20 protein-coding genes and 3 tRNA genes are annotated in these 18702 nt (G+C 49.4%); 8 read left to right on the top strand and 15 right to left on the bottom strand.

What is annotated here, in order from left to right:
* The first annotated feature begins 161 nt into the window (after positions 1–161).
* A complete protein-coding gene (locus IT084_RS09170; protein WP_195712548.1) occupies positions 162–2114 on the top strand; it encodes an acetoacetate--CoA ligase in 1953 nt (650 codons plus the stop codon).
* A 55-nt stretch (positions 2115–2169) separates the two neighbouring features.
* Here the strand turns inward: IT084_RS09170 and IT084_RS09165 are convergent, their stop codons facing one another.
* On the bottom strand, positions 2170–2415 hold the full coding sequence (locus IT084_RS09165; protein WP_195712547.1) for a hypothetical protein: 246 nt from the start codon (positions 2413–2415) through the stop codon (positions 2170–2172).
* A 51-nt stretch (positions 2416–2466) separates the two neighbouring features.
* Positions 2467–2874: a zinc ribbon domain-containing protein gene (locus IT084_RS09160; protein ID WP_195712546.1), complete on the bottom strand. Its 408-nt coding sequence runs from the start codon at positions 2872–2874 to the stop codon at positions 2467–2469.
* Positions 2875–3017: 143 nt separating this feature from the next.
* Between IT084_RS09160 and IT084_RS09155 the strand changes: the two genes are divergently transcribed.
* Genes IT084_RS09155 through IT084_RS18615 form a run of 3 tightly spaced genes read left to right on the top strand, consistent with a single transcriptional unit; the run spans position 3018 to position 4261 of the window.
* Positions 3018–3854 carry a DUF2889 domain-containing protein gene (locus IT084_RS09155; RefSeq protein ID WP_195712545.1) on the top strand — a complete coding sequence of 279 codons (837 nt, stop codon included), beginning with the start codon at positions 3018–3020 and terminating at the stop codon, positions 3852–3854.
* A 52-nt stretch (positions 3855–3906) separates the two neighbouring features.
* Entirely contained in the window at positions 3907–4104 is a 198-nt protein-coding gene (locus IT084_RS09150; protein ID WP_195712544.1) for a hypothetical protein, read from the top strand.
* Positions 4105–4135: 31 nt separating this feature from the next.
* Positions 4136–4261, top strand: a complete 126-nt coding sequence (locus tag IT084_RS18615) for a hypothetical protein (protein ID WP_279327852.1) — start codon at positions 4136–4138, stop codon at positions 4259–4261.
* 68 nt (positions 4262–4329) lie between these two features.
* On the opposite strand, the gene IT084_RS09145 is transcribed toward IT084_RS18615, so the two are convergent.
* The 4 genes from IT084_RS09145 to IT084_RS09130 all read right to left on the bottom strand — a co-directional run bounded on the left by IT084_RS09145 (position 4330) and on the right by IT084_RS09130 (position 7569).
* On the bottom strand, positions 4330–4632 hold the full coding sequence (locus IT084_RS09145; RefSeq protein WP_195712543.1) for a hypothetical protein: 303 nt from the start codon (positions 4630–4632) through the stop codon (positions 4330–4332).
* Positions 4633–4711: 79 nt separating this feature from the next.
* Positions 4712–5311, bottom strand: coding sequence for a hypothetical protein (locus IT084_RS09140; protein WP_195712542.1), 600 nt, complete (start codon positions 5309–5311; stop codon positions 4712–4714).
* Positions 5312–5373: 62 nt separating this feature from the next.
* Entirely contained in the window at positions 5374–5697 is a 324-nt protein-coding gene (locus tag IT084_RS09135) for a GerW family sporulation protein (protein WP_195712541.1), read from the bottom strand.
* 108 nt (positions 5698–5805) lie between these two features.
* Positions 5806–7569, bottom strand: a complete 1764-nt coding sequence (locus IT084_RS09130) for an adenine deaminase C-terminal domain-containing protein (RefSeq protein WP_195712540.1) — start codon at positions 7567–7569, stop codon at positions 5806–5808.
* Positions 7570–7730: 161 nt separating this feature from the next.
* On the opposite strand from IT084_RS09130, the gene IT084_RS09125 reads away from it, so the two are divergent.
* From IT084_RS09125 to IT084_RS09110, 4 genes are all read left to right on the top strand, one after another.
* The gene (locus tag IT084_RS09125) at positions 7731–8117 is read left to right on the top strand and encodes a hypothetical protein (protein ID WP_195712539.1); all 387 of its coding nucleotides are present in this window, start codon (positions 7731–7733) and stop codon (positions 8115–8117) included.
* Positions 8118–8199: 82 nt separating this feature from the next.
* On the top strand, positions 8200–9711 hold the full coding sequence (thrC, locus tag IT084_RS09120) for a threonine synthase (RefSeq protein WP_195712538.1): 1512 nt from the start codon (positions 8200–8202) through the stop codon (positions 9709–9711).
* Positions 9712–9811: 100 nt separating this feature from the next.
* Positions 9812–9985: a hypothetical protein gene (locus tag IT084_RS09115; RefSeq protein WP_195712537.1), complete on the top strand. Its 174-nt coding sequence runs from the start codon at positions 9812–9814 to the stop codon at positions 9983–9985.
* A 67-nt stretch (positions 9986–10052) separates the two neighbouring features.
* Positions 10053–10568 (top strand): O-acetyl-ADP-ribose deacetylase, encoded by a 516-nt coding sequence (locus IT084_RS09110; RefSeq protein WP_195712587.1) that lies wholly within the window; start codon positions 10053–10055, stop codon positions 10566–10568.
* 67 nt (positions 10569–10635) lie between these two features.
* Here IT084_RS09110 and IT084_RS09105 read toward each other — a convergent pair whose 3' ends face one another.
* The 9 genes from IT084_RS09105 to rph form a co-directional block, all read right to left on the bottom strand.
* Positions 10636–13653 carry an FAD-dependent oxidoreductase gene (locus IT084_RS09105; RefSeq protein WP_195712586.1) on the bottom strand — a complete coding sequence of 1006 codons (3018 nt, stop codon included), beginning with the start codon at positions 13651–13653 and terminating at the stop codon, positions 10636–10638.
* Positions 13654–13732: 79 nt separating this feature from the next.
* A complete protein-coding gene (locus tag IT084_RS09100; protein WP_195712536.1) occupies positions 13733–14587 on the bottom strand; it encodes a CoB--CoM heterodisulfide reductase iron-sulfur subunit B family protein in 855 nt (284 codons plus the stop codon).
* Positions 14588–14923: 336 nt separating this feature from the next.
* The gene (locus IT084_RS09095) at positions 14924–15562 is read right to left on the bottom strand and encodes a 4Fe-4S dicluster domain-containing protein (RefSeq protein WP_195712535.1); all 639 of its coding nucleotides are present in this window, start codon (positions 15560–15562) and stop codon (positions 14924–14926) included.
* Between the two features lie 838 nt (positions 15563–16400).
* A tRNA-Leu gene (locus IT084_RS09090) sits at positions 16401–16485 on the bottom strand.
* 49 nt (positions 16486–16534) lie between these two features.
* Positions 16535–16611 (bottom strand) — tRNA-Arg (locus IT084_RS09085).
* 7 nt (positions 16612–16618) lie between these two features.
* Positions 16619–16692: transfer RNA gene (locus tag IT084_RS09080), tRNA-Gly, on the bottom strand.
* 117 nt (positions 16693–16809) lie between these two features.
* Entirely contained in the window at positions 16810–17283 is a 474-nt protein-coding gene (locus IT084_RS09075) for a metallophosphoesterase (protein WP_195712534.1), read from the bottom strand.
* A 53-nt stretch (positions 17284–17336) separates the two neighbouring features.
* The gene (locus IT084_RS09070; RefSeq protein ID WP_195712585.1) at positions 17337–17933 is read right to left on the bottom strand and encodes an XTP/dITP diphosphatase; all 597 of its coding nucleotides are present in this window, start codon (positions 17931–17933) and stop codon (positions 17337–17339) included.
* A complete protein-coding gene (gene rph, locus IT084_RS09065) occupies positions 17933–18682 on the bottom strand; it encodes a ribonuclease PH (protein ID WP_195712533.1) in 750 nt (249 codons plus the stop codon). The genes IT084_RS09070 and rph overlap by 1 nt, the downstream gene beginning before the upstream one ends.
* Between the last annotated feature and the right edge of the window lie 20 nt (positions 18683–18702).

Here is an 18702-nt window from a genome sequence, read left to right as displayed (position 1 = left end):
ACAAATAAATGCCTATTGGTTTTCCAATAACTTACCGGTGCGGCGGAGCAGCACCGGTTCAGGTATGATTTTTGCTTTAAAATAATTCAAAATATTTAATTAATTATAGGCGTAGGCTTAGTTAAGAAAATAAAAAACCCAGGTCAGGAGGAATAAATCATATGAAAGAACCGCTTTGGAAGCCATCCGGGGAACGCAGGCAAAACGCCAACATGTCCAAATTTATCGCCTATGTGAACAAAAAATACGGTAAAAACTTCACCGATTATCCCGAACTGTACGAGTGGTCGATTAATCATTCACCCGATTTCTGGGTAGCCATGTGGGAATTCGGCGAAATCAAGTATTCCCGTCTTTATGACAGGGTTGTTGACAACCAAAGTGACATGATCGAGTCGCAATGGTTTCCAGGCGCCAGGCTGAATTTCGCCGAAAATCTGTTGCGTTACCGGGATGACCGGACCGCCCTGGTGTTCAAGGGAGAGGGACAAGAGCCGGTGCGGATCACCTATCGCGAGCTTTACGACCGGGTGGCGCACCTGGCCAAATCTTTACGGGAACTGGGAATTACCGTTGGAGACCGGGTGGCCGGGTTCATGCCCAATATGATCGAAACAGTGGTTGCCATGCTGGCCGTCACCAGTATAGGCGCAATCTGGTCCTCCTGTTCGCCCGATTTTGGCATCAAAGGCGTGTTGGACCGGTTTGGCCAGATCCAGCCCCGGGTACTGTTCACGGCCGATGGTTATTTTTATAACGGTAAGACTATCGATTCCCTGGGGCGGGTAGCCAGCATTATCAAGGAAATACCGTCGGTGGAAAAGGTTGTGGTTGTTCCTTACACCAAACCCGATCCCGACTTGAGTCGTCTGCCCGGTGCCGTGATGTTTGCCGATTTCCTGTCCTGTGAAAGCAGCCTGGAGATTGAGTTTGAACAGTTGCCCTTCAACCATCCCGTGTATATCATGTATTCCTCCGGTACCACCGGCGTGCCCAAGTGTATTGTGCACGGCGCGGGCGGAACGCTGATCCAGCACTTGAAGGAACTCATTCTCCATACCGATCTCAAACGGGAAGACACGATTTTCTATTTTACCACCTGCGGCTGGATGATGTGGAACTGGCTGGTCAGTTCTCTGGCCGTGGGGGCAACCGTGTTGCTTTATGACGGCTCCCCTTTCTACCCCAACCCCGAAACACTGTTTAAAATGGCCCAGGATGAAAAAATCACTGTTTTTGGAACCAGCGCCAAATACCTGGCGGCCATTGAAAAGGAAGGGGTCAAACCGCGGGAGAAATTTGACTTGACTCCATTGAAGGCAATTCTTTCCACCGGGTCGCCCCTGTCGGTGGAAAGCTTTAAGTACGTTTACCGGGATATTAAAAGGGATGTTTGCCTGTCCTCCATCTCCGGCGGCACGGATATTATTTCCTGCTTCGCCCTGGGCAACCCTATCGGCCCGGTATATCCGGGCGAACTGCAGTGCCGAGGTCTGGGTATGAACGTTCATGCCTTTGATCAAAATGGCAACAGCGTTTTAAACCAAAAGGGCGAACTTGTTTGTGTCTCCACGTTCCCGTCCAAGCCCGTTTACTTCTGGAACGACGAGGGCAACGCCAAATTTAAAAAGGCTTACTTCAGCGTGTTTCCCAATGTCTGGCATCACGGTGACTACATTGAAATCACCGATACAGGCGGGGTCATTATTTACGGCCGCTCCGACGCCACGCTAAATCCCGGCGGAGTGCGCATCGGTACTGCTGAGATTTACCGGCAAGTTGAATCGCTGGAGGAAATCAAAGACAGCCTTGTCGTGGGCCAAAACTGGGATAATGATGTCAGGGTGGTGTTATTTGTCAAACTCGCGGAAGGAGTTGAATTCAACGACGACCTGGTGCGCAAAATCAAAGCGACTATCAGGGAAAATACCACACCAAGGCATGTCCCGGCCAAAATTATTCCGGTTAATGACATTCCATACACCATCAGCGGTAAAAAGGTGGAACTGGCCGTGCGGAATATTATTCACAACGAACCCGTGGAAAACCGCGACGCGCTGGCAAATCCCGAAGCGCTGGAATTATTTAAACATTTACCGGAGCTGCAATATTAAATTACCTTGCATCAAGTGGCAGGACGGGGAAAATCAATTCCCCCGGCCTGTTTTTTTATTCATTTGCCTTACTGAGCAGGAATTCCAGTAGCCGGACGAACTGCAGGTTTATTAACTCGTTGAGGTCCTTACCCGTCTCGGAAGCTTGTTTTTCAAGGACAGGCAACTGGTGCATCAAGTATTCTCGAATGATGTACTCCACCACTTGTTCATCGTTACGGCCGGTTTTACGTCCAAACTCTTCAATTATGGCCAAAGTATCTTCCGAAAACTCCAGTGCAAATTCTCTGTCCTGTTCCATTTTACAACCACCTCTTTGAAAAAATACAGCCCACTGCAGTGGGCCGCTCCTTTACTCTACTATCTTTTTGCCGCAGTAACTGCAATACTTGCCGCCGTCGGGCAGGTCTTTGCCACAATCCGAACAACTGGGCGGCGCCGGTTGTAAACTTGCAATTTGTTCTTCCAGTTCCTTCATTTCCAGTTCCAGTTCCCTGGTTGACTCGATCAGTCTCTTTAATTCCTCGTCCACGCCGTCTTGCCCCGATTGTTGCTGGTAATACAATGCCCCGATCCCCGCCAGGTTATTTTCCATTTCTCTTTCCATTTTTCGCAACTCGTGCCTCAACCTGGTATATTCCAGCAACTCAGAAGATTTTTTGGTTATATCCCTTGCCTTGCCCCCCGCAATGCCGCCAAGATCCCTGGCCCGGCTTCCCAGGTGCTTTGCCCCGTCGGCTATTTTTTGAATAAAGGACATTCAATCACCCCCCGCTATTATTTTATTATTCAGCTATTTGGGAAACAATCCCCTGTGCTGTTTTTGAAAAATTATCATTCCAGTATAAATTAACCGGCAATTCAACCAATTTTTCAAGTATAATAGGGCAAAGGAGTGAGATTATGTTAAATGTATTGCAACGCCATTGGTTTACAACAGTTTACCGGGAAACTCCCGGCGGGTTGCTGAAAGCCAAAACGGTCTACTGCGGCACCGACGGCGAAATGGGCGCCATCCTCAAAGTAGTTCCCGAAACTCTGGAAATTACTGACGCTTGCTGGGAACACTATTCTCCTCCTGTGACTAAAATTGATATAAACGAATTAATCGGGGTGGAAGCTTATCTCAACAGTGGGCCTGCTTTAAAGGAAGCGCTTAAAGATTTGGGGGATTTTCCCCGGTTGCTGTTTGCTGAAACGGTGCGCGGGGTGATCCAGGCGGAAACATTTATATGGGAGGAAAGGGGTTTTGCTTCCCTTGCCGATTACAGCTCGTACTGGGAAAAAATGTATGCCAACTCCTGCCGTTATTATAGTAACTTGGACAGAGTTGGCAAAACCTGGGGCGAGTATGTTCATTTTACCCGTTCCTCCAATCTATTTAACAGGTTTAAGTCTCAACTCGTTTACCAGTGCCCCGATAACGGTTATAGAATCAGCGGTCAGTTAAGCGACTCTTTCCACGAGGTAAGCGTAGATTTGACACTCAATCAACATCTCGAGGTCATTGAAGCCCAAGGTAAATTGCTGCGGGCGCCGGATGACGTGTGCCGCGAAGCAACAAAATATTTACACAGGCTTCCAGGACAGGCGGTAAATGACCTGAATAAAAAACACATAGTAAATCTTCTCGGCCAAGGTAACGGCTGCGTGCACTTGATTGATGTTGTACATGACGCGATGGAATCAATCAAAATTGTTATGTATAAGGGGGTGGAAAAACTTAACACGAAAGCTTAAGTTTAAAATTTTAATTTTGAGGTAAAATACGGTAAATTGAGGTGATGTGCGCATGGCTGATAAAAAAATGGATTACAGGGTCAATGTTCGCGAGAATGGTAAGCTTCTCAGCGTTGAAATAACTTGTTGCGGAAAACACATCGGTGAAATCAGGTTTGCGGATGGGGAATCCAAAAAGTGCCCGGATTGTGGATCGGTTCACTTCATAAAAATACAGCATAATCATTTTCACCTGACCCGCACTGAGTAAAAAAACACCATAAAAAGGAGGAGTGTCCCGGGTGGCGGAAAAAGAGCCTGCTAAGAATTGCGAACAAAAGGATTTTTTCAAACCCTATGGGATCAAACCAGCGGAAGTATATGTAGAACCAAATCCTGACATTTGTGCCGGTGAGAAGAAAAAGTAGTTATTCTCGACTATATTTTGTGTATATTTTATGGGAATTTTTTAGTTGCCGGGTGAGCATGATATTGCTCACCTGTTATTGTTTTCATCCTTTGATTTTAGAAAAGCGATGGCTTTGGCGCTTAAAACCACGGGAAAATTGCGAATAAAGTTCGGCCTGAGAAATGTTGCGGGTAGAAAGGACTTTGTAGCGATATAATTTTTCTCCATCAGTGCCCGCGCAATCTCAATCGCTTCTTCTTCCGACAGTCCCAGTTTGTCAATAACCCGGCCCATGGCGTTTTCGAGGAAAAATGTGCATTTTTGCGCTGTGTACAACTCGCGTAAAATTTTTTCCAGGCGAGCGTTTTCCAGATTCACTATATTGGACATATTTCACTTTCCTCCCGGTCCGGGTATTTTATTTTCTCGTGATTACCCCGTCAATATCGATCCCGATGTTCATATAAAATCACCTGATATCTTTAATTACTTCCTTTAACCGTTCCAGTTCAGGATTAATTTGGGTGGCGAGCCTTTGCAGCAAATTCGCTTTTTCCTTTCTGAAATGAAGGTTTATTTCCTGGTGGATTCTCTGTTGCTCTGCATAGGGCAACTGGTTAAGTTTTCCGCGATTGATTTGCCGGTAACGTTGAATCAGGCTGTTTTTCAGGCTTTCAACCGCATTATCTCTGGTATGCCGGTAGTGGTTGAGCAGGTGATGCAGCTCTTTCACCACCTGGTCCAGGGCCGGTTTATCCTCTTTAACCTGGTAAAGGGCGTAAATAACGCGCGTGTTTCTTTGTTCCCCCTCCTCGTCTTCAGGCAGGGTGAGGTTGTCCAGTAACGATTTTTCCACGCCCTCCAGGACATATTTTCTAGCGGTGGGATCCGTGTAGTTGCTTAATGCTTCATACAGGTTGAAATCCCTTTCATGTAAATAACGCGCCGCCAGATTCCGTCCTACAGGAAGATACTGCAACTTTACGGAATGGCCGGCCGGCAGGTTCTTAACCCTGGATTCAAATCTTTCCATTGCCTTTTCAAATGCGCTCAGAATCCGGTCGCTCATCCAATCTCTCCCTTATAATTCATAAATTTTTATATCTCTTTCTATTTCCCACTGTTTGGGTATCAGTTCTTCCGAATAATGCCGATGTTTTCCTTTACGGGCAGTATTTCAGGCAATAGCTCGGCCAGTTTATCAATGGAGTTTCTTTTTTGAATGGAGTAGACGTCGATATTATTGTCCCGCACGGCCACGATAGCCACCGGATCCAGCTTGATTCCGCCCCCTCCGGTGCCTTCGCGGCTGATTGTTCCGCCATAAGCCGCGCTTACGGACACAACGGGCACCAGCGTTATTCCCTGTACGGTTAAGGGCTCGCCTATGGTCACTTTAGCGACTTTTACCTGATCCAGACCGGCCCAAATGGCTTCCGGATTGCCCGGTATCACTATTTTACCCTCCTGTTGAAAAGTGGATCAATCACCCGGCGGCAAGCACGCCTCATAGGTAGTATACCAGTATTTTTCCGCATTTTCAAAATTTCACCCGTGGTATCATTATATTTTTCTTGAAGGGACTAAAATCTTTTTATCCTTTACTGACAGAATCCCACCGGGAGACAACCGTATTTCCGGCAGGTGCGTGGCGGACAGAAACAGGATGGTATATAGCAGGTCATAATGAACATGTCCCCTCTGGGCCAGCAGTCTATAAAGTTCGGAACATTCAGCGGTCAATTCGTCGATCGACGCGGGGCTCATGATCCCACTTAGCGGAAGGGGCAGTTCATAAAGTATCCCGCCGTTTTCGGTGATGACCAACCCTCCTCCGAGATCGAACATCCGCTTGACGGCCCGCTGCATTTCCTGCGGATTGCGACCCAGCGCCAGGATGTCGCCCGTAATCGTGTTGGAGCAAGCCAGCCCGTCAAGTTTATCGGCAAAGCCCTCCAATACCCCGTTGCAAACCCATCCCCCCTCCCGGTTCAGCATCGTGGCGTAAACCAGGCCCGGTTCTCCGGCGATGTCGATAAAATTATTTTTAACGGGTAGTTTTTGGTCTTTTCTTCTGGTAATTACCGGGTTTACGAGCCGCATTACGGGAAAAGCACCTTCCCTGGCGGGAGGAACCATGTCCCCGGGTTTTATTTCTCCGGAAAAACCGGATATCTTTATAATACCATATTTTTGCCATTCGATTCCGGGCAAGTCCAGCGGTTCCCGGCCCCGCTCAAATACCTCCACGCCTTCGGCAATCACCTTTACCGGCGTAGGATTTTGGGGATCTTCCAGGAATAGAATATCGGCGAGCCTGCCGGGGGCAATTCCCCCCAGTTCGTCGTCCATACCATAATAAGTGGCCGGGTTGATGGTTACCATGCGGTAGGCCTCCACCGCAGGCACGCCGGCATCAATCGCCAGGCGCACCAGGTAGTCTGTAAAACCGTGCTTCATGCTGGGGGGCGTAACGCCGTCCGTGGTCATCATGGCCCGCCGTAAATCAACTCCGGAGTTCAACAGCTCTTTTAATAAGCCGGGCAGGTCCGGGCGCAACGAACTATGCCGCAGCGTCACGTACATGCCGAGGCGCAGGCGATTCAGCACCTCCTCCCCCGTAATGCTTTCGTGGCAGTCGGAAACCCCTCCCGCCGCCAGCGCGTTCAGGGTTTGCACGGATGCCCCGGGCGCATGGCCCTCCACCTTTTTACCCAATCGCCGGGCCGTAAGAATATTATCGAGCATTTGTTTATCGCCAGTTACCAAAGAGGGCCAATCGGTGAGTTCGCCCACCTGCCTGGCCAGCACGGAATCAAGCAATGTTTCAATACGCCGCGGGTTAAACCGTTCCATTCGCTGCCGGGAAAAGGTTTGCGGGTCAAGGCGCACGCTCCATAATACCTTGACCGGTAACTGGGCCAGTTCATGCCAGAGGCCGAGCAGTTTTTTCTCATCCATGGACATAAAAAAAAACAGATTATCGCAAACCAGGGTTGTAGTTCCCAGGGTCATGACCTTGTTAACCAGGGTTACCGGGTTATATGTTTGAAACGGGTGGGCGTGAGGTTCAATATACCCGGGGCAGAGGTACATACCGGTGGCGTCAATCAACCGGGTCCGCTCGCCCACCATGGTTTCCCGATCGCCCACGTAGGCGATGTGTTTTCCTTTTATGGCTACATTAGCAGGTAATAATTCGCCCGTATAAACATTGATGATTGTGCCCCCTTTAATATAGAGATCACAATTGATTTCACCCTTGGCCGTTAAAATTAATTCATGCAAATTTTGCCTGTCCAGGGGACGCAGTAGATGAGTTTTCATAAGACCTCCCTAAAATATGCTTTTTTTAATTATAACACCTGTAAACACATATTTCAGAAAAATACAAACAAAAATAGAATAGTTTGGCCGGGTATCAAAACTATCCAAATTGTCAATGATTATTGTAAAATAACGACAATCCATGTATGGAGGATATAAATATGCAAGCCGATAATGTACTGGCCTTTCCTTCACCGGAAGACCAGCTTGTGATTCAGACAGCGGTGGAAACATTTCTACTGTGCCAGACCGGTAAAACCAGGGAAGTAATGTTGAAAACCATCCGTGCGGTTTTGGATGGCTACAGAATTACCAGGTTCAGCTTTGCCGACTACAATGTATACTCGACCGGTGATTACCCCTGGGCGATAATCAGGGCTAAAAATGCAATTTCCGGCAACAACTGTCCGGGGTGTGGTAATTATATTTATCACTTCAGGGGTGACGTGCGAATTTTAAATATCGATGAACAACCCCGGCGCCATTTTGTAACATACGGTTGCCGCTGCGGGAAGGTATTCGGCAAGTGGGAGAACATTTCGGATTAAGTTCTCTTTTTTTTGCCCAATTGACTGAAAGCCGGCGGTGGTGTTTAATGTAATAAGCAAGATTATACGGGAGGATTTTATCATGTTATATGAAAGCACCAGGGGCGATTACCAACAGTTATCGGCGGCGGAAGCCATCAAGCTGGGCATATCACCCGACGGAGGGCTGTTTGTGCCGGAGGAACGGGTATCCATTCCCGCGGAAGAGATAGTCGCCCTTGCCGGGGTCCCTTACCAGGACCGGGCGATTAGAATACTGCAGCCTTTTTTGTCCGGTTTTACCGTTGAAGAAATATCCCAGTGCGTTAACGACGCATATAACGGAAACAGTTTTGATCACCCGGCTGTTGCCCCCGTTGTACATTTGGCGGACAGGCTCGGCGTGCTGGAGCTGTGGCATGGGCCCACCTGCGCGTTTAAGGACATGGCGCTTCAAATATTACCTCACCTGCTGGTCAAGTCAGTGGAAAAAACCGGAGAAACAGCCGGCATATTAATCCTGGTGGCCACTTCGGGCGACACGGGCAAAGCCGCCCTGGAAGGGTTCAAGGACGTGCCCCGCACGGCCATAGCGGTGTTTTTCCCGGACGAAGGGGTCAGCGAGGTTCAAAAGTTACAGATGATTACCCAGGAAGGCGGCAACGTGGGGGTGTTTGCCGTGCGCGGGAATTTCGACGACGCCCAGACCGGGGTCAAGGAAATTTTCGGCGACGCCTCCGCGGCCGGTGAAATCCTCAGGCGTGGTTACAAGTTTTCCTCCGCCAATTCCATCAACTGGGGACGCCTGGTACCGCAAATTGTTTATTATTTTTCTGCCTATGCCGACCTGCTGGCCGGGCGGCGCATCGAGCCCGGGGAAAAGGTCAATTTTGTTGTACCCACCGGCAACTTCGGCAATATCCTGGCCGGTTTTTATGCCGGTAGGATGGGGTTGCCGGTTAATAAACTAATTTGCGCTTCCAACGAAAATAATGTGCTGAATGATTTTATCCGCACCGGCATTTATGACCGGAAACGGGAGTTCAAAAAGACATTGTCCCCTTCCATGGATATTTTGATCTCCAGCAACCTGGAGCGCTTGCTTTTTGAACTAACGGGGCACGACGCTGCCAGGGTACGCCGGTGGATGTTGGAATTAAGGGAAAACTGGAGGTATGAGGTGGATGATTCCACCCGGGCCAAGGTGCGGGATTTATTCTGGTCGGACTACGCCAGCGACGCGGAGACGATCCAATCCATCAAGGACACCTATGCCCGGTACGGATACATTGTAGACACGCATACGGCGGTTGGAATGAATGTATATGGAAAGTACAGGAAAAGCTCGGGAGACGATAGCTACACGGTGGTGCTTTCCACCGCCAGCCCGTTTAAATTTAACGCCAGCGTAGCCCTGGCGCTGCTGGGTGAGGATAAAACGGCTGGTAAAAGCGAATTTGAACTGTTGCAGCTGCTGTCCGATTTCAGCAACTTGCCGGTACCTCCAGGTCTGCGGGACCTGGACAAGCGTCCCGTGCGGCATGGTGATGTGGTGGAGAAGGAAGATATGAAGCGGGCCGTGGTTTCATTTTTGGACCGGCGCGGCGTTAAATAGGTCTCTTCATCCCTCAGCGCCGGGGTTTTGAGCGTGCAATGCAAGCTCTTCTATTCTCCCCTCCCCGGCGCCGGCTGCTTCAGGACAGAGGTGTAACTTGATGAGAAGCAGAACCTTGATACCCATGATGATTACAGTATTCGCATCGGTAATGACCTACTACTTGCTGGCCACCCGCACAAACTTGTCGGAAAACTTGAGCATGGCGGCGGGGGTAATCATGGCGATAATCTGCAGCGTAGCGTTGAAAAGAATATTTCCGGACCGTCGCTGATGGTTCATTATTACAAGTATTACCGGGGGTGAATAAATTGGACTATATCGTAAATGGGACTAAAATCATGTTTTTGCGCGGGGATATCACCCGGCAGGATACCGAAGCCATCGTCAACGCCGCCAATTCCAGCCTGCTCGGCGGCGGGGGTGTGGACGGGGCCATTCACCGGGCGGGTGGCCCGCAAATACTGGAGGAATGCAAGCAAATCAGGGCCAGGCAGGGCGGCTGTCCCACCGGGGAAGCCGTTATTACCACCGGGGGCAACCTGCCGGCCAGGTACGTTATCCATACCGTGGGCCCGGTCTGGCGCGGCGGCGACCGGGGGGAACCGGAACTGCTGCGCAACGCCTACCTGAACAGTTTGAAACTTGCCGCTGAGAAGGGCATCAAGAGTATCGCTTTCCCCTCGATCAGCACCGGCGCCTACCGGTTTCCAATTGACCAGGCCGCCGGCATAGCGGTGGGAGCGGTGCGGGAATTTGCTGCAAGCCATGACATCCCCTCGGAAATCAGGTTTGTACTGTTCAGCGACAGGGATTTGCAAGTTTACCAGGCTGCCTGGGAAAAGTTAGCCCAGTAATCAATGGAATCCAGAATAAAAAACCCCTTGCGTTATAGGCAAGGGGCTATTTTTATGGAGCAGGCAATTAATTGGACGCTGGTGCGGCATTGGCGAAAATTCCGTCCACGGAAGCAATCAGCTGCTTGTCGCTGTAACTTTGCAGGGTAATGGCCTTGTTGGGGCATTCCCCGGCACAGGTCCCGCAGCCCTGGCAAATCACGGCTTCGATTTCCGCCACGTGTTTTTCGTTGATCCGCGGCGCCTTGAAGGGGCACAGCCGCACACAGGTCAGGCATGCCGCGCACTTGTCGGGATCAACAACGGCCACTACGCCCTTGGATTCCAGAGTCTCGTGGCTGAGGATGCTGGTGGCCCGCCCCGCGGCCGCTTTGCCCTGGGCAATGCTCTCTTCAATTGTTTTGGGACCGTGGGCCAGCCCGCACATGAACACTCCATCGGATGAAAAATCAACCGGGCGTAGCTTCATATGCGCTTCCTGGAAGAACTTGTCCGGGTTCAAGGGGACCTTGAAAAGCTGGGACAGGCGCTGGTTGGACTCGGGTGGAACAATGGGTGCGGCCAGCACAACCAGGTCCGCGTCAATTGTAAATGAGTCACGCAGGATGTGATCGGTTGCGGTGACCTGTAAAGCACTTGTTCCGTTGTTGGATACAAGCTTCACCGACGGCTTGTTGTCCACCTCGTAGCGAACGAAAATTACGCCGTTGGCTCTTGCTTCCCGGTAGTAGTCCTCATTGAAACTATAGGTTCTGATATCCCGGTACAGCACAATGATTGAAGCGTCGGGATTTATTTTTTTCAGCTTCAAAGCCAGCTTCATCGTCTTGGTGCAGCAAATGCGGCTGCAATAAGGGCGGCTTTCCTCCCGGGAACCGACGCACTGGATCATTACGATGTTCCGGGCTTTTTTTACTTTCTCATCATTGCGGGCAATGGCTTCGTCCAATTCCAGTTGTGTCATTACCCTTGCGTCTTCACCGTAAAGGTATTCAACCGGTTTTGCTTCTTCCGCTCCTGTGGCGATAATGGTGACGCCATGCTTGATCTCCTGTCCGGAATCAAGCTTGGTTTTAAAATTGCCCAGGTAACCGGATACCTCAACGATGTCGCTGCCGGTATACACGTTAATCAACGGGTTGTTTTTAACGTCGTTGATCAGTTTCTGAATATAGCCCTGCACTTTTTCACCGTTGAAACCTTCATTAATGCGCAAAGCCATGCCGCCCAGCCGGTCGCTTTTCTCCAGTAAATGCACCTTGTGGCCCTGCCCGGCCAGGCTTACGGCGGCGGTCATACCAGCTACGCCTCCGCCAATTACCAGCGCTTCCCGGGTTACTTCCACCGTGACTTTTTTCACAGGCTTGAGCGTTGCAGCCTTTGCCACCGCCGCGCTGATCAGGTCCTTGGCTTTTTCGGTGGCCTTTTCGGGCTCATGCATGTGTACCCAGGAACACTGGTCCCTGATATTGGCCATCTCGAACAAGCTGGGATTCAAACCCGCTTCACGCAGGGTTTCCTGAAAAAGCGGCTTGTGGGTCCTCGGGCTGCACGATGCCACAACAATCCGGTTAAGTTTATGTTCTTTAATTAATTCCTTCATGGCGGCCTGGCTGTCCTGGGAGCACGCGTATAAGTTGTTTGTGGCGTAAACGACGTAAGGAAGCTTTTCAACGTGCTGGATGACCGAGGGGATATAAACCACGCTTGCTATGTTAATGCCGCAGTGGCAGACAAACACGCCGATCCGGGGTTCCTCCCCGCTGACGTCTTTCTCCTCGGGGAATACCCTTTCTACAACTTCGGTGTTGCGCGCCGGCGCCAGAAAAGCTGCACTGTCTCCCGCCGCAGCACTGGCCTGCATGACGGTTTCCGGGATGTCCTTGGGGCCGCTGAAAACGCCGGCGACATAGATACCTTCCCGGGAAGTTTGAACGCCCGTCAGCTCTTTGAGCTGGCAGAAATTATACTGGTTTAGTTCAATACCCAGTATTTCGGCCAGTTCCAGCGATTCGGCCGTCGGTTTCAACCCTACCGAAAGCACCACCATGTCGAAATCTTCTTCCACCATGGTTCCGTCTTCGGTGCGGTATCTAAGGCGCAGTTCCTTTGTTTGCTGCAATTCCTTGACTGAGGAGATCATGCACTTGACATATCTCACACCATACTCATTTTTGGCGCGGTTGTAATATTTCTCATAATCTTTGCCGAATGCCCTGATATCCATGTTGAAAATAGTTGTTTCCAGGCCGGGGACGTGTTCTTTGGCGATGACGGCTTCCTTGGTCGCATACATACAGCAAACCGAGGAGCAGTACCCGCGGCACAGGGAAACATCACGCGAGCCCACGCACTGGATAAAGGCGATTTTCTTGGGCTCGGTGCCGTCCGCCTTTTGAATGTGCCCCTCGTAAGGACCCGAGGCGCTCAGCATGCGTTCAAACTGCAGGCTGGTGATGACGTTGTCGTATACGCCATAACCGTATTCCCCGCGCAATTCGGCGTCAAATAATTCATAACCCGGGCAAAGAATAATGGCTCCAACGTTCAACCGGACGGTTTCTTCACCCATGCTGTGGTTAATGGCGTCCACCGGGCAGACTTTGATACATTTACCGCATGCTTTGGGGTTTTTCAGTTTTAAGCACTTGTTTCCGTCGATGATATAGGCGTTGGGATAAGCCTGGGGATATAACTTGTAAATGGCCTTGCGCTTACTCAACATCTGGTTGAATTCATTGGGTACGTTGACCGGGCATTCTTCGGCACAAGAGCCGCAGCCCAAGCATTTTTCCGGGTCCACGTAACGGGGCCGTTTTTTTACGGTTACAGTGAAATTACCCGGTTCCCCGGCCAGGCCGACCACATCCGAGCAGGTCAGGATGTCGATGTTGCGGTGGCGCCCGCATTCCACCAGTTTGGGGGAAAGAATACACATGGAACAGTCGTTGGTGGGGAATGTTTTGTCCAGCATGGGCATGCGTCCACCAATGGCCGGAGATTTTTCAACAATGTAAACCTTATAGCCCACTTCGGCCAGATCCAAGGCGGATTGCATTCCACTGATTCCGGCTCCAATAATCATTACGGAACCCACAATTTTTTTGCCGTTTTGCTTGGAATTAGTATTTTTCAATGTCAATCCAGACCTCCATTTGCCAGAATTAGCCCGCCAGGGATAATGAACGCAACAGCGGCCAGGGATCAATTAAATGCAGGTTTAACCACTTTTTCCATTCGGGCAAATCCAGGGCCATGCCGATAAGCTCCGTAAAATAAAAGGCGGGAAGATCGGTGCCGCGTTGCTTGCGGCGCATTTCAAGATTAGATTGACAGAGCGGGCAGGCGGTGACAATAGCCATGGCTCCCGCTTCCTGCGCGGCTTCCAGTAACCGGCCCACCATTCCTTGTACCACTTCACTGGATGTCAAACCGAGGTTGGCGCCGCAGCAATCGGTTTTGTACGACCAGGGTATGGCCTCGGCGCCAAGGGCTTTAACCACTTTATCCAGGCTGACGGGATTTTCGCTGTTGTCAAACCGGGTAACTTCCGGCGGCCTGACCAGCAGACACCCGTAGAAACAAACAACTTTAAGCCCCGTGAGAGGTTTCTTAACGCTCTTGCCGATGGCATCAACCCCTATATTGTTAACCAGTGCCTCAATCAGTGAATACACATTTACTTTACCGTTATAATTGAATTCGACTATATCCTCTATTTCCTTGCGCATTGCTTCATTATTGCGCATTGTATAATCGGCTTTTTTTACCCGGCTGTAACATGCCGAACACGGAATCGCCAAATCCATTCCCGCTTCTTGCGCCAGCGCAAGGTTACGCGAAGGCAGAGCAATGGACAGCAGGTGATTTGTACTATGGGCGGAGGTGGCCCCGCAGCAAACCCAATCCTTCAGTTCGACAAGCTCAAGCCCCAGGGCCCGGCAAACGGCGCGCGCCGATAAATCGTATTCTTTAGCGGTTGATCCCAGAGAACATCCCGGAAAATAGGAAAGTTTCAATTTATGCTACCCCTTTCCTCCACTCAGCTAAATAATTATTGATTTCGCTGCAAAAACCGTTACTTGTATCTGGCGCTCCGGCGGTTTCATTCGTTCGTTTCACAATTTTACTCTTAAGGACGATGAAGCTTGTAGTTAACGCTTGCAACTCACTGCCTAACTACTTCTTCACGCCCTAAGGGGTCATGACTCTTGGGATATGACGGGCTAAGGACCGCATCCAGTGTTCCACTCACTCCAGAAATCCGCCGGATCGCCTGCCGCTGTGGTGTTTTTGCAGTTAAATCATTATTATATTACTCCATATTTGATTTGAATTACTGATCAATTTTTTACTTAACTTTTACACTCATCCTGGGGCCTGTAGGCAATTAATCCTTTATCGCCGGCTTTGCCGCCCGGATCAACCCCCGGTTTCACGGTGGAATGATATGAGTTCGAACTTGTCTTATTAAATATATTTTTCAGTTTGCCCCTGGCCTTGATGCGGTGTGGTAATAAAGGCATTTTGCCTTTTTTAAACATTTGCCAGCCTATGTCCAGGTCGGACATTAAATCGCCGCTCTTTAATTTGTAAATGGCCATCATTGAGCCTTCGTGCACACGCCCGTGCGAACGGACGGAATTCAAAAAAACGTTGTGGAATAAATTGATTTTCTTTTCCTTGATTATACCCCTGGCAATGGCCATTTCCTTTAAGGCATCCATTACTTCGGCGACATTGATCCCATTGGGGCACCTTGCTCCGCAGGTTTCACAGCTGGAGCATATCCAGATGCTTGAACAATTTAAAACCCGGTCTATCTGACCAAATTGCAGCATGCGGATAATTTCATTCGGATAATAATCAGCATACTGGGTAGCTATACAACCGGAAGCACATTTCTGGCATTGGTAACACAATTCTATCGGTTGCCCGCTTCTTTCTCTGACCTCATTAAAGAAGTTCCTTTTTTCGGCATTAATAAACCCCATACTCCAGCCTCCCCCTTGATTTATAAGTAAACTATATTTCAAAAACAAATATTAACTTTTAAGGTATATAAAGCTCAATTTGAGCTATATTTCTGAAAATAATAAAGCTTAAACTTTATTATATATCTTAAAATACTAATGGTTAAAACATAAAACACTTTACGCTATTTGTAAAGATGATACCAAAATAAAAATGTTGTCATATAAAAAGATTAAATACTTTGAAAACAGAAATTTTAAATTCCACTGTTCGCTCACACTTAATACTAGTTTCGCTAAAATTTAAATAAGTATATTTATTGGTAGCGTAATTATTATATATTATTAAGTAATAAAAGAAAAGAAAAAAATTACATGGAAATTAAAAAGTCATAATAATGGTTTTGACGAAGGGGGTTTACTGGAAACAGTGGTTTATTTTCCCTGCTTTTGGCCGTAGTTTTAGGTATTGCCTTAGAGCCATTTAAAGGCTTTTTAAGGGGGGTTAATCCCGTGATAGATAAAATCAGCGGAAGAATTTAACCCGTCTTAAAACGGCGTTGAAAAAGCCGGATGATATGATAACCCTTACCCGGCAAATAGCTGTTCCAAAAATCTTATGTGGAAGCGGTTTCACCTTGTGCTTGCTTCCAGTAAAGAAAGTCTTGCATGGCGTCTTGCCATGCGTCGGGTAAATGTTTCTCCAAACGAACAACTTTGCCATAAAATAAAAACCCCCTTCATGGATTTTGCGAAGGGGGATAATCCGTTGTGTTTGACGGGCTTGTTTTAGACACACCGGATTGCACTTAAAAAGGGTATATTTAGGCAAATGTCTAAATGCCGTCAAACTTTTTCTTGGTGCGGGCGAAGGGATTTGAACCCCCACGGGTGTGCCCCACTGGATCCTAAGTCCAGCGCGTCTGCCGTTCCGCCACGCCCGCATTGTCCCAAATTAAAGGCCAAACCCCAAAAAGTTTGGCTGCTTGCTGATGGCCTCCCGGGAGGGATTCGAACCCCCGACCCACGGATTAGAAGTCCGTTGCTCTGTCCAGCTGAGCTACCGGGAGATAAATATGGAGCGGGTGATGGGAATCGAACCCACGCGACTGGCTTGGAAGGCCAGGGCTCTACCATTGAGCTACACCCGCCCGTTGTATTGGGAGACTATTCTATTTAAGCGAACATAAACATTATACTAAAAAGTTTGCCGGTAGTCAAAATGTAATTTTAGGTCAAAAGAATGTAAATTGATTAAATATGATTTTCTAAATTGAGATTAATTCCGCTTCCACGTTATCATCACTAATTGTGAGGATACCAAAACCGGCTTTAAATCCGCCAACCGGTCGCGTCGTGCTGCCGGGATTAAACAGCAGGATACTTTCCTCCCTAATGCTGAGCGGCACGTGAGTGTGCCCGAAAACCACCACGTTGGCGTTTATTTCCCGTGCCCGGTAAAACAGTGGCTGTAAAGTGTCCTTGGCCCGAAACAGGTGGCCGTGGGTAATATATATTTTACAGCCTTTGGGGGTGATAATCAATTCTTCGGGCCCGCTACGCAGCGTATCGCAGTTGCCCGCCACGGCATAAGCGGGTATTTTCAAAAGGGATGCGAGACGTCCGGCGTCGCTGTAGTGGTCTCCCGCGTGGATCAGGGCATCGAATTTACCTATTTTATTAACGGCAGTTAACGCGCGGTTGATCGAGCCGTGGGTATCGCTGAAAACAACTATGCGCATGGTTGAACCTCCCCGATACCGGGGTAGTAATCTGATTATATAACCGGGACAGGTTAGCCGGCAATCAGGTTGTCCAGGATCTTCCTGGCATTGTTCAATGCACGACCCCGGTGACTAATGGCGTTTTTTTCTTCGCTGTTCAATTCTGCAAAAGTTTTGCCATATTCCGGAACAAAAAAGAGTGGATCATATCCAAAACCATTTTCTCCCCGCGGTTCAGTGGAAATGATTCCCTCACACGTTCCTTCGGCCGTTGCCACTCGACCATCGGGGGTTGCTACCGCTACTACGCAGCGAAACCTGGCCGTTCTTTTTTCCCAGGACACCCCCTCCAGCAGCCGCAGGAGCTTTTTGTTGTTGGCAGCATCATCGTGGCCTTCCCCGGCAAAACGGGCCGAGTGTACCCCCGGCGCGCCGTTCAGGTAGTCTACTTCCAGGCCGGAATCGTCGGCCAGGGTAATTTCTCCCACCGCGGCCGAAACTTCGCGCGCTTTTTTTATGGCATTATCACGGAAGGTTTCACCATCTTCCACCACTTCGGGCACATGGGGGTAGCGCGCCAGCGAAACCACCTCAAACCCGGTTGATGCCAGTAATTCCTGAAGTTCCCTAACCTTACCCTCGTTGTGGGTGGCCAGCACCAGCCTCATCATTGGCAGCCTCCCGTTATAAACGGCAATGGACCCAAGACCTGCTTCTGATATTCCACCAGCGCCATTATACCGTCACGGGCCAGGTTCAGCAAGCGGTCCGCCTCTTCCCTGCTGAAGGATGCTTCTTCACCGGTTCCCTGAATTTCCACGAATTTGCCGTTTCCGGTCATGACTACGTTCATATCTACTTCGGCGGCAGAATCCTCCTCGTAACAAAGGTCGAGGATAATTTCTCCGTTCACGCGACCTACGCTGGTTGCGGCCACGAAATCACGCAGGGGAAATTTCTCGATCAATCCGTTTTCAAGCAATAATTTTAATGCATCGGCGAGAGCGACATAAGCGCCGGTAATTGATGCCGTGCGGGTGCCGCCATCCGCCTGGAGCACATCGCAATCCAGGGTAATGGTCCGCTCGCCCAGCACCTCCAGGTCCGTGACGGAGCGAAGGGCACGCCCGATCAATCGCTGGATTTCCAGGCTGCGACCGTTTACTTTGCCGCGAGTGGCATCACGCATCATGCGGGTGCCGGTGCTCCTGGGCAGCATGCCGTATTCGGCGGTGACCCAACCCCCCTTGCCTTCCAGCTTACGCCAGTTGGGCAGGCGATCTTCCACCGTGGCGGTGCAGATAACCCTGGTGTCTCCCACTTCAATTAACACGGAACCCTCTGCATATTTATTTACCCCTCTGGTAATTTTAACCGGACGCATTTCGTTATTTTTTCTGCCATCGATTCTATTCATAATTATCCTCCTGATTTTAA

It is taken from the genome of Desulfallas sp. Bu1-1 (assembly GCF_015594625.1).
Classification (GTDB): domain Bacteria; phylum Bacillota; class Desulfotomaculia; order Desulfotomaculales; family Desulfallaceae; genus JADNRQ01.
The sequence above is the reverse complement of the archived record's forward strand: the minus strand, read 5'-3'. Positions and strand labels throughout refer to the sequence as shown.

What these genes read in the sequence shown, in the direction of transcription:
- IT084_RS09105 (WP_195712586.1), bottom strand. Translation starts at nt 13,653, where the DNA reads ATGATTATTGGAGCCGGAATCAGTGGAATGCAATCCGCCTTGGATCTG.
- IT084_RS09160 (WP_195712546.1), bottom strand. Translation starts at nt 2,874, where the DNA reads ATGTCCTTTATTCAAAAAATAGCCGACGGGGCAAAGCACCTGGGAAGC.
- IT084_RS09150 (WP_195712544.1), top strand. Translation starts at nt 3,907, where the DNA reads ATGGCTGATAAAAAAATGGATTACAGGGTCAATGTTCGCGAGAATGGT.
- IT084_RS09070 (WP_195712585.1), bottom strand. Translation starts at nt 17,933, where the DNA reads ATGAGGCTGGTGCTGGCCACCCACAACGAGGGTAAGGTTAGGGAACTT.
- IT084_RS09095 (WP_195712535.1), bottom strand. Translation starts at nt 15,562, where the DNA reads ATGGGGTTTATTAATGCCGAAAAAAGGAACTTCTTTAATGAGGTCAGA.
- IT084_RS09170 (WP_195712548.1), top strand. Translation starts at nt 162, where the DNA reads ATGAAAGAACCGCTTTGGAAGCCATCCGGGGAACGCAGGCAAAACGCC.
- IT084_RS09130 (WP_195712540.1), bottom strand. Translation starts at nt 7,569, where the DNA reads ATGAAAACTCATCTACTGCGTCCCCTGGACAGGCAAAATTTGCATGAA.
- IT084_RS09075 (WP_195712534.1), bottom strand. Translation starts at nt 17,283, where the DNA reads ATGCGCATAGTTGTTTTCAGCGATACCCACGGCTCGATCAACCGCGCG.
- IT084_RS09110 (WP_195712587.1), top strand. Translation starts at nt 10,053, where the DNA reads ATGTTTTTGCGCGGGGATATCACCCGGCAGGATACCGAAGCCATCGTC.
- IT084_RS09125 (WP_195712539.1), top strand. Translation starts at nt 7,731, where the DNA reads ATGCAAGCCGATAATGTACTGGCCTTTCCTTCACCGGAAGACCAGCTT.
- rph (WP_195712533.1), bottom strand. Translation starts at nt 18,682, where the DNA reads ATGAATAGAATCGATGGCAGAAAAAATAACGAAATGCGTCCGGTTAAA.
- IT084_RS09115 (WP_195712537.1), top strand. Translation starts at nt 9,812, where the DNA reads ATGAGAAGCAGAACCTTGATACCCATGATGATTACAGTATTCGCATCG.
- thrC (WP_195712538.1), top strand. Translation starts at nt 8,200, where the DNA reads ATGTTATATGAAAGCACCAGGGGCGATTACCAACAGTTATCGGCGGCG.
- IT084_RS09165 (WP_195712547.1), bottom strand. Translation starts at nt 2,415, where the DNA reads ATGGAACAGGACAGAGAATTTGCACTGGAGTTTTCGGAAGATACTTTG.
- IT084_RS09155 (WP_195712545.1), top strand. Translation starts at nt 3,018, where the DNA reads ATGTTAAATGTATTGCAACGCCATTGGTTTACAACAGTTTACCGGGAA.
- IT084_RS09140 (WP_195712542.1), bottom strand. Translation starts at nt 5,311, where the DNA reads ATGAGCGACCGGATTCTGAGCGCATTTGAAAAGGCAATGGAAAGATTT.
- IT084_RS09145 (WP_195712543.1), bottom strand. Translation starts at nt 4,632, where the DNA reads ATGTCCAATATAGTGAATCTGGAAAACGCTCGCCTGGAAAAAATTTTA.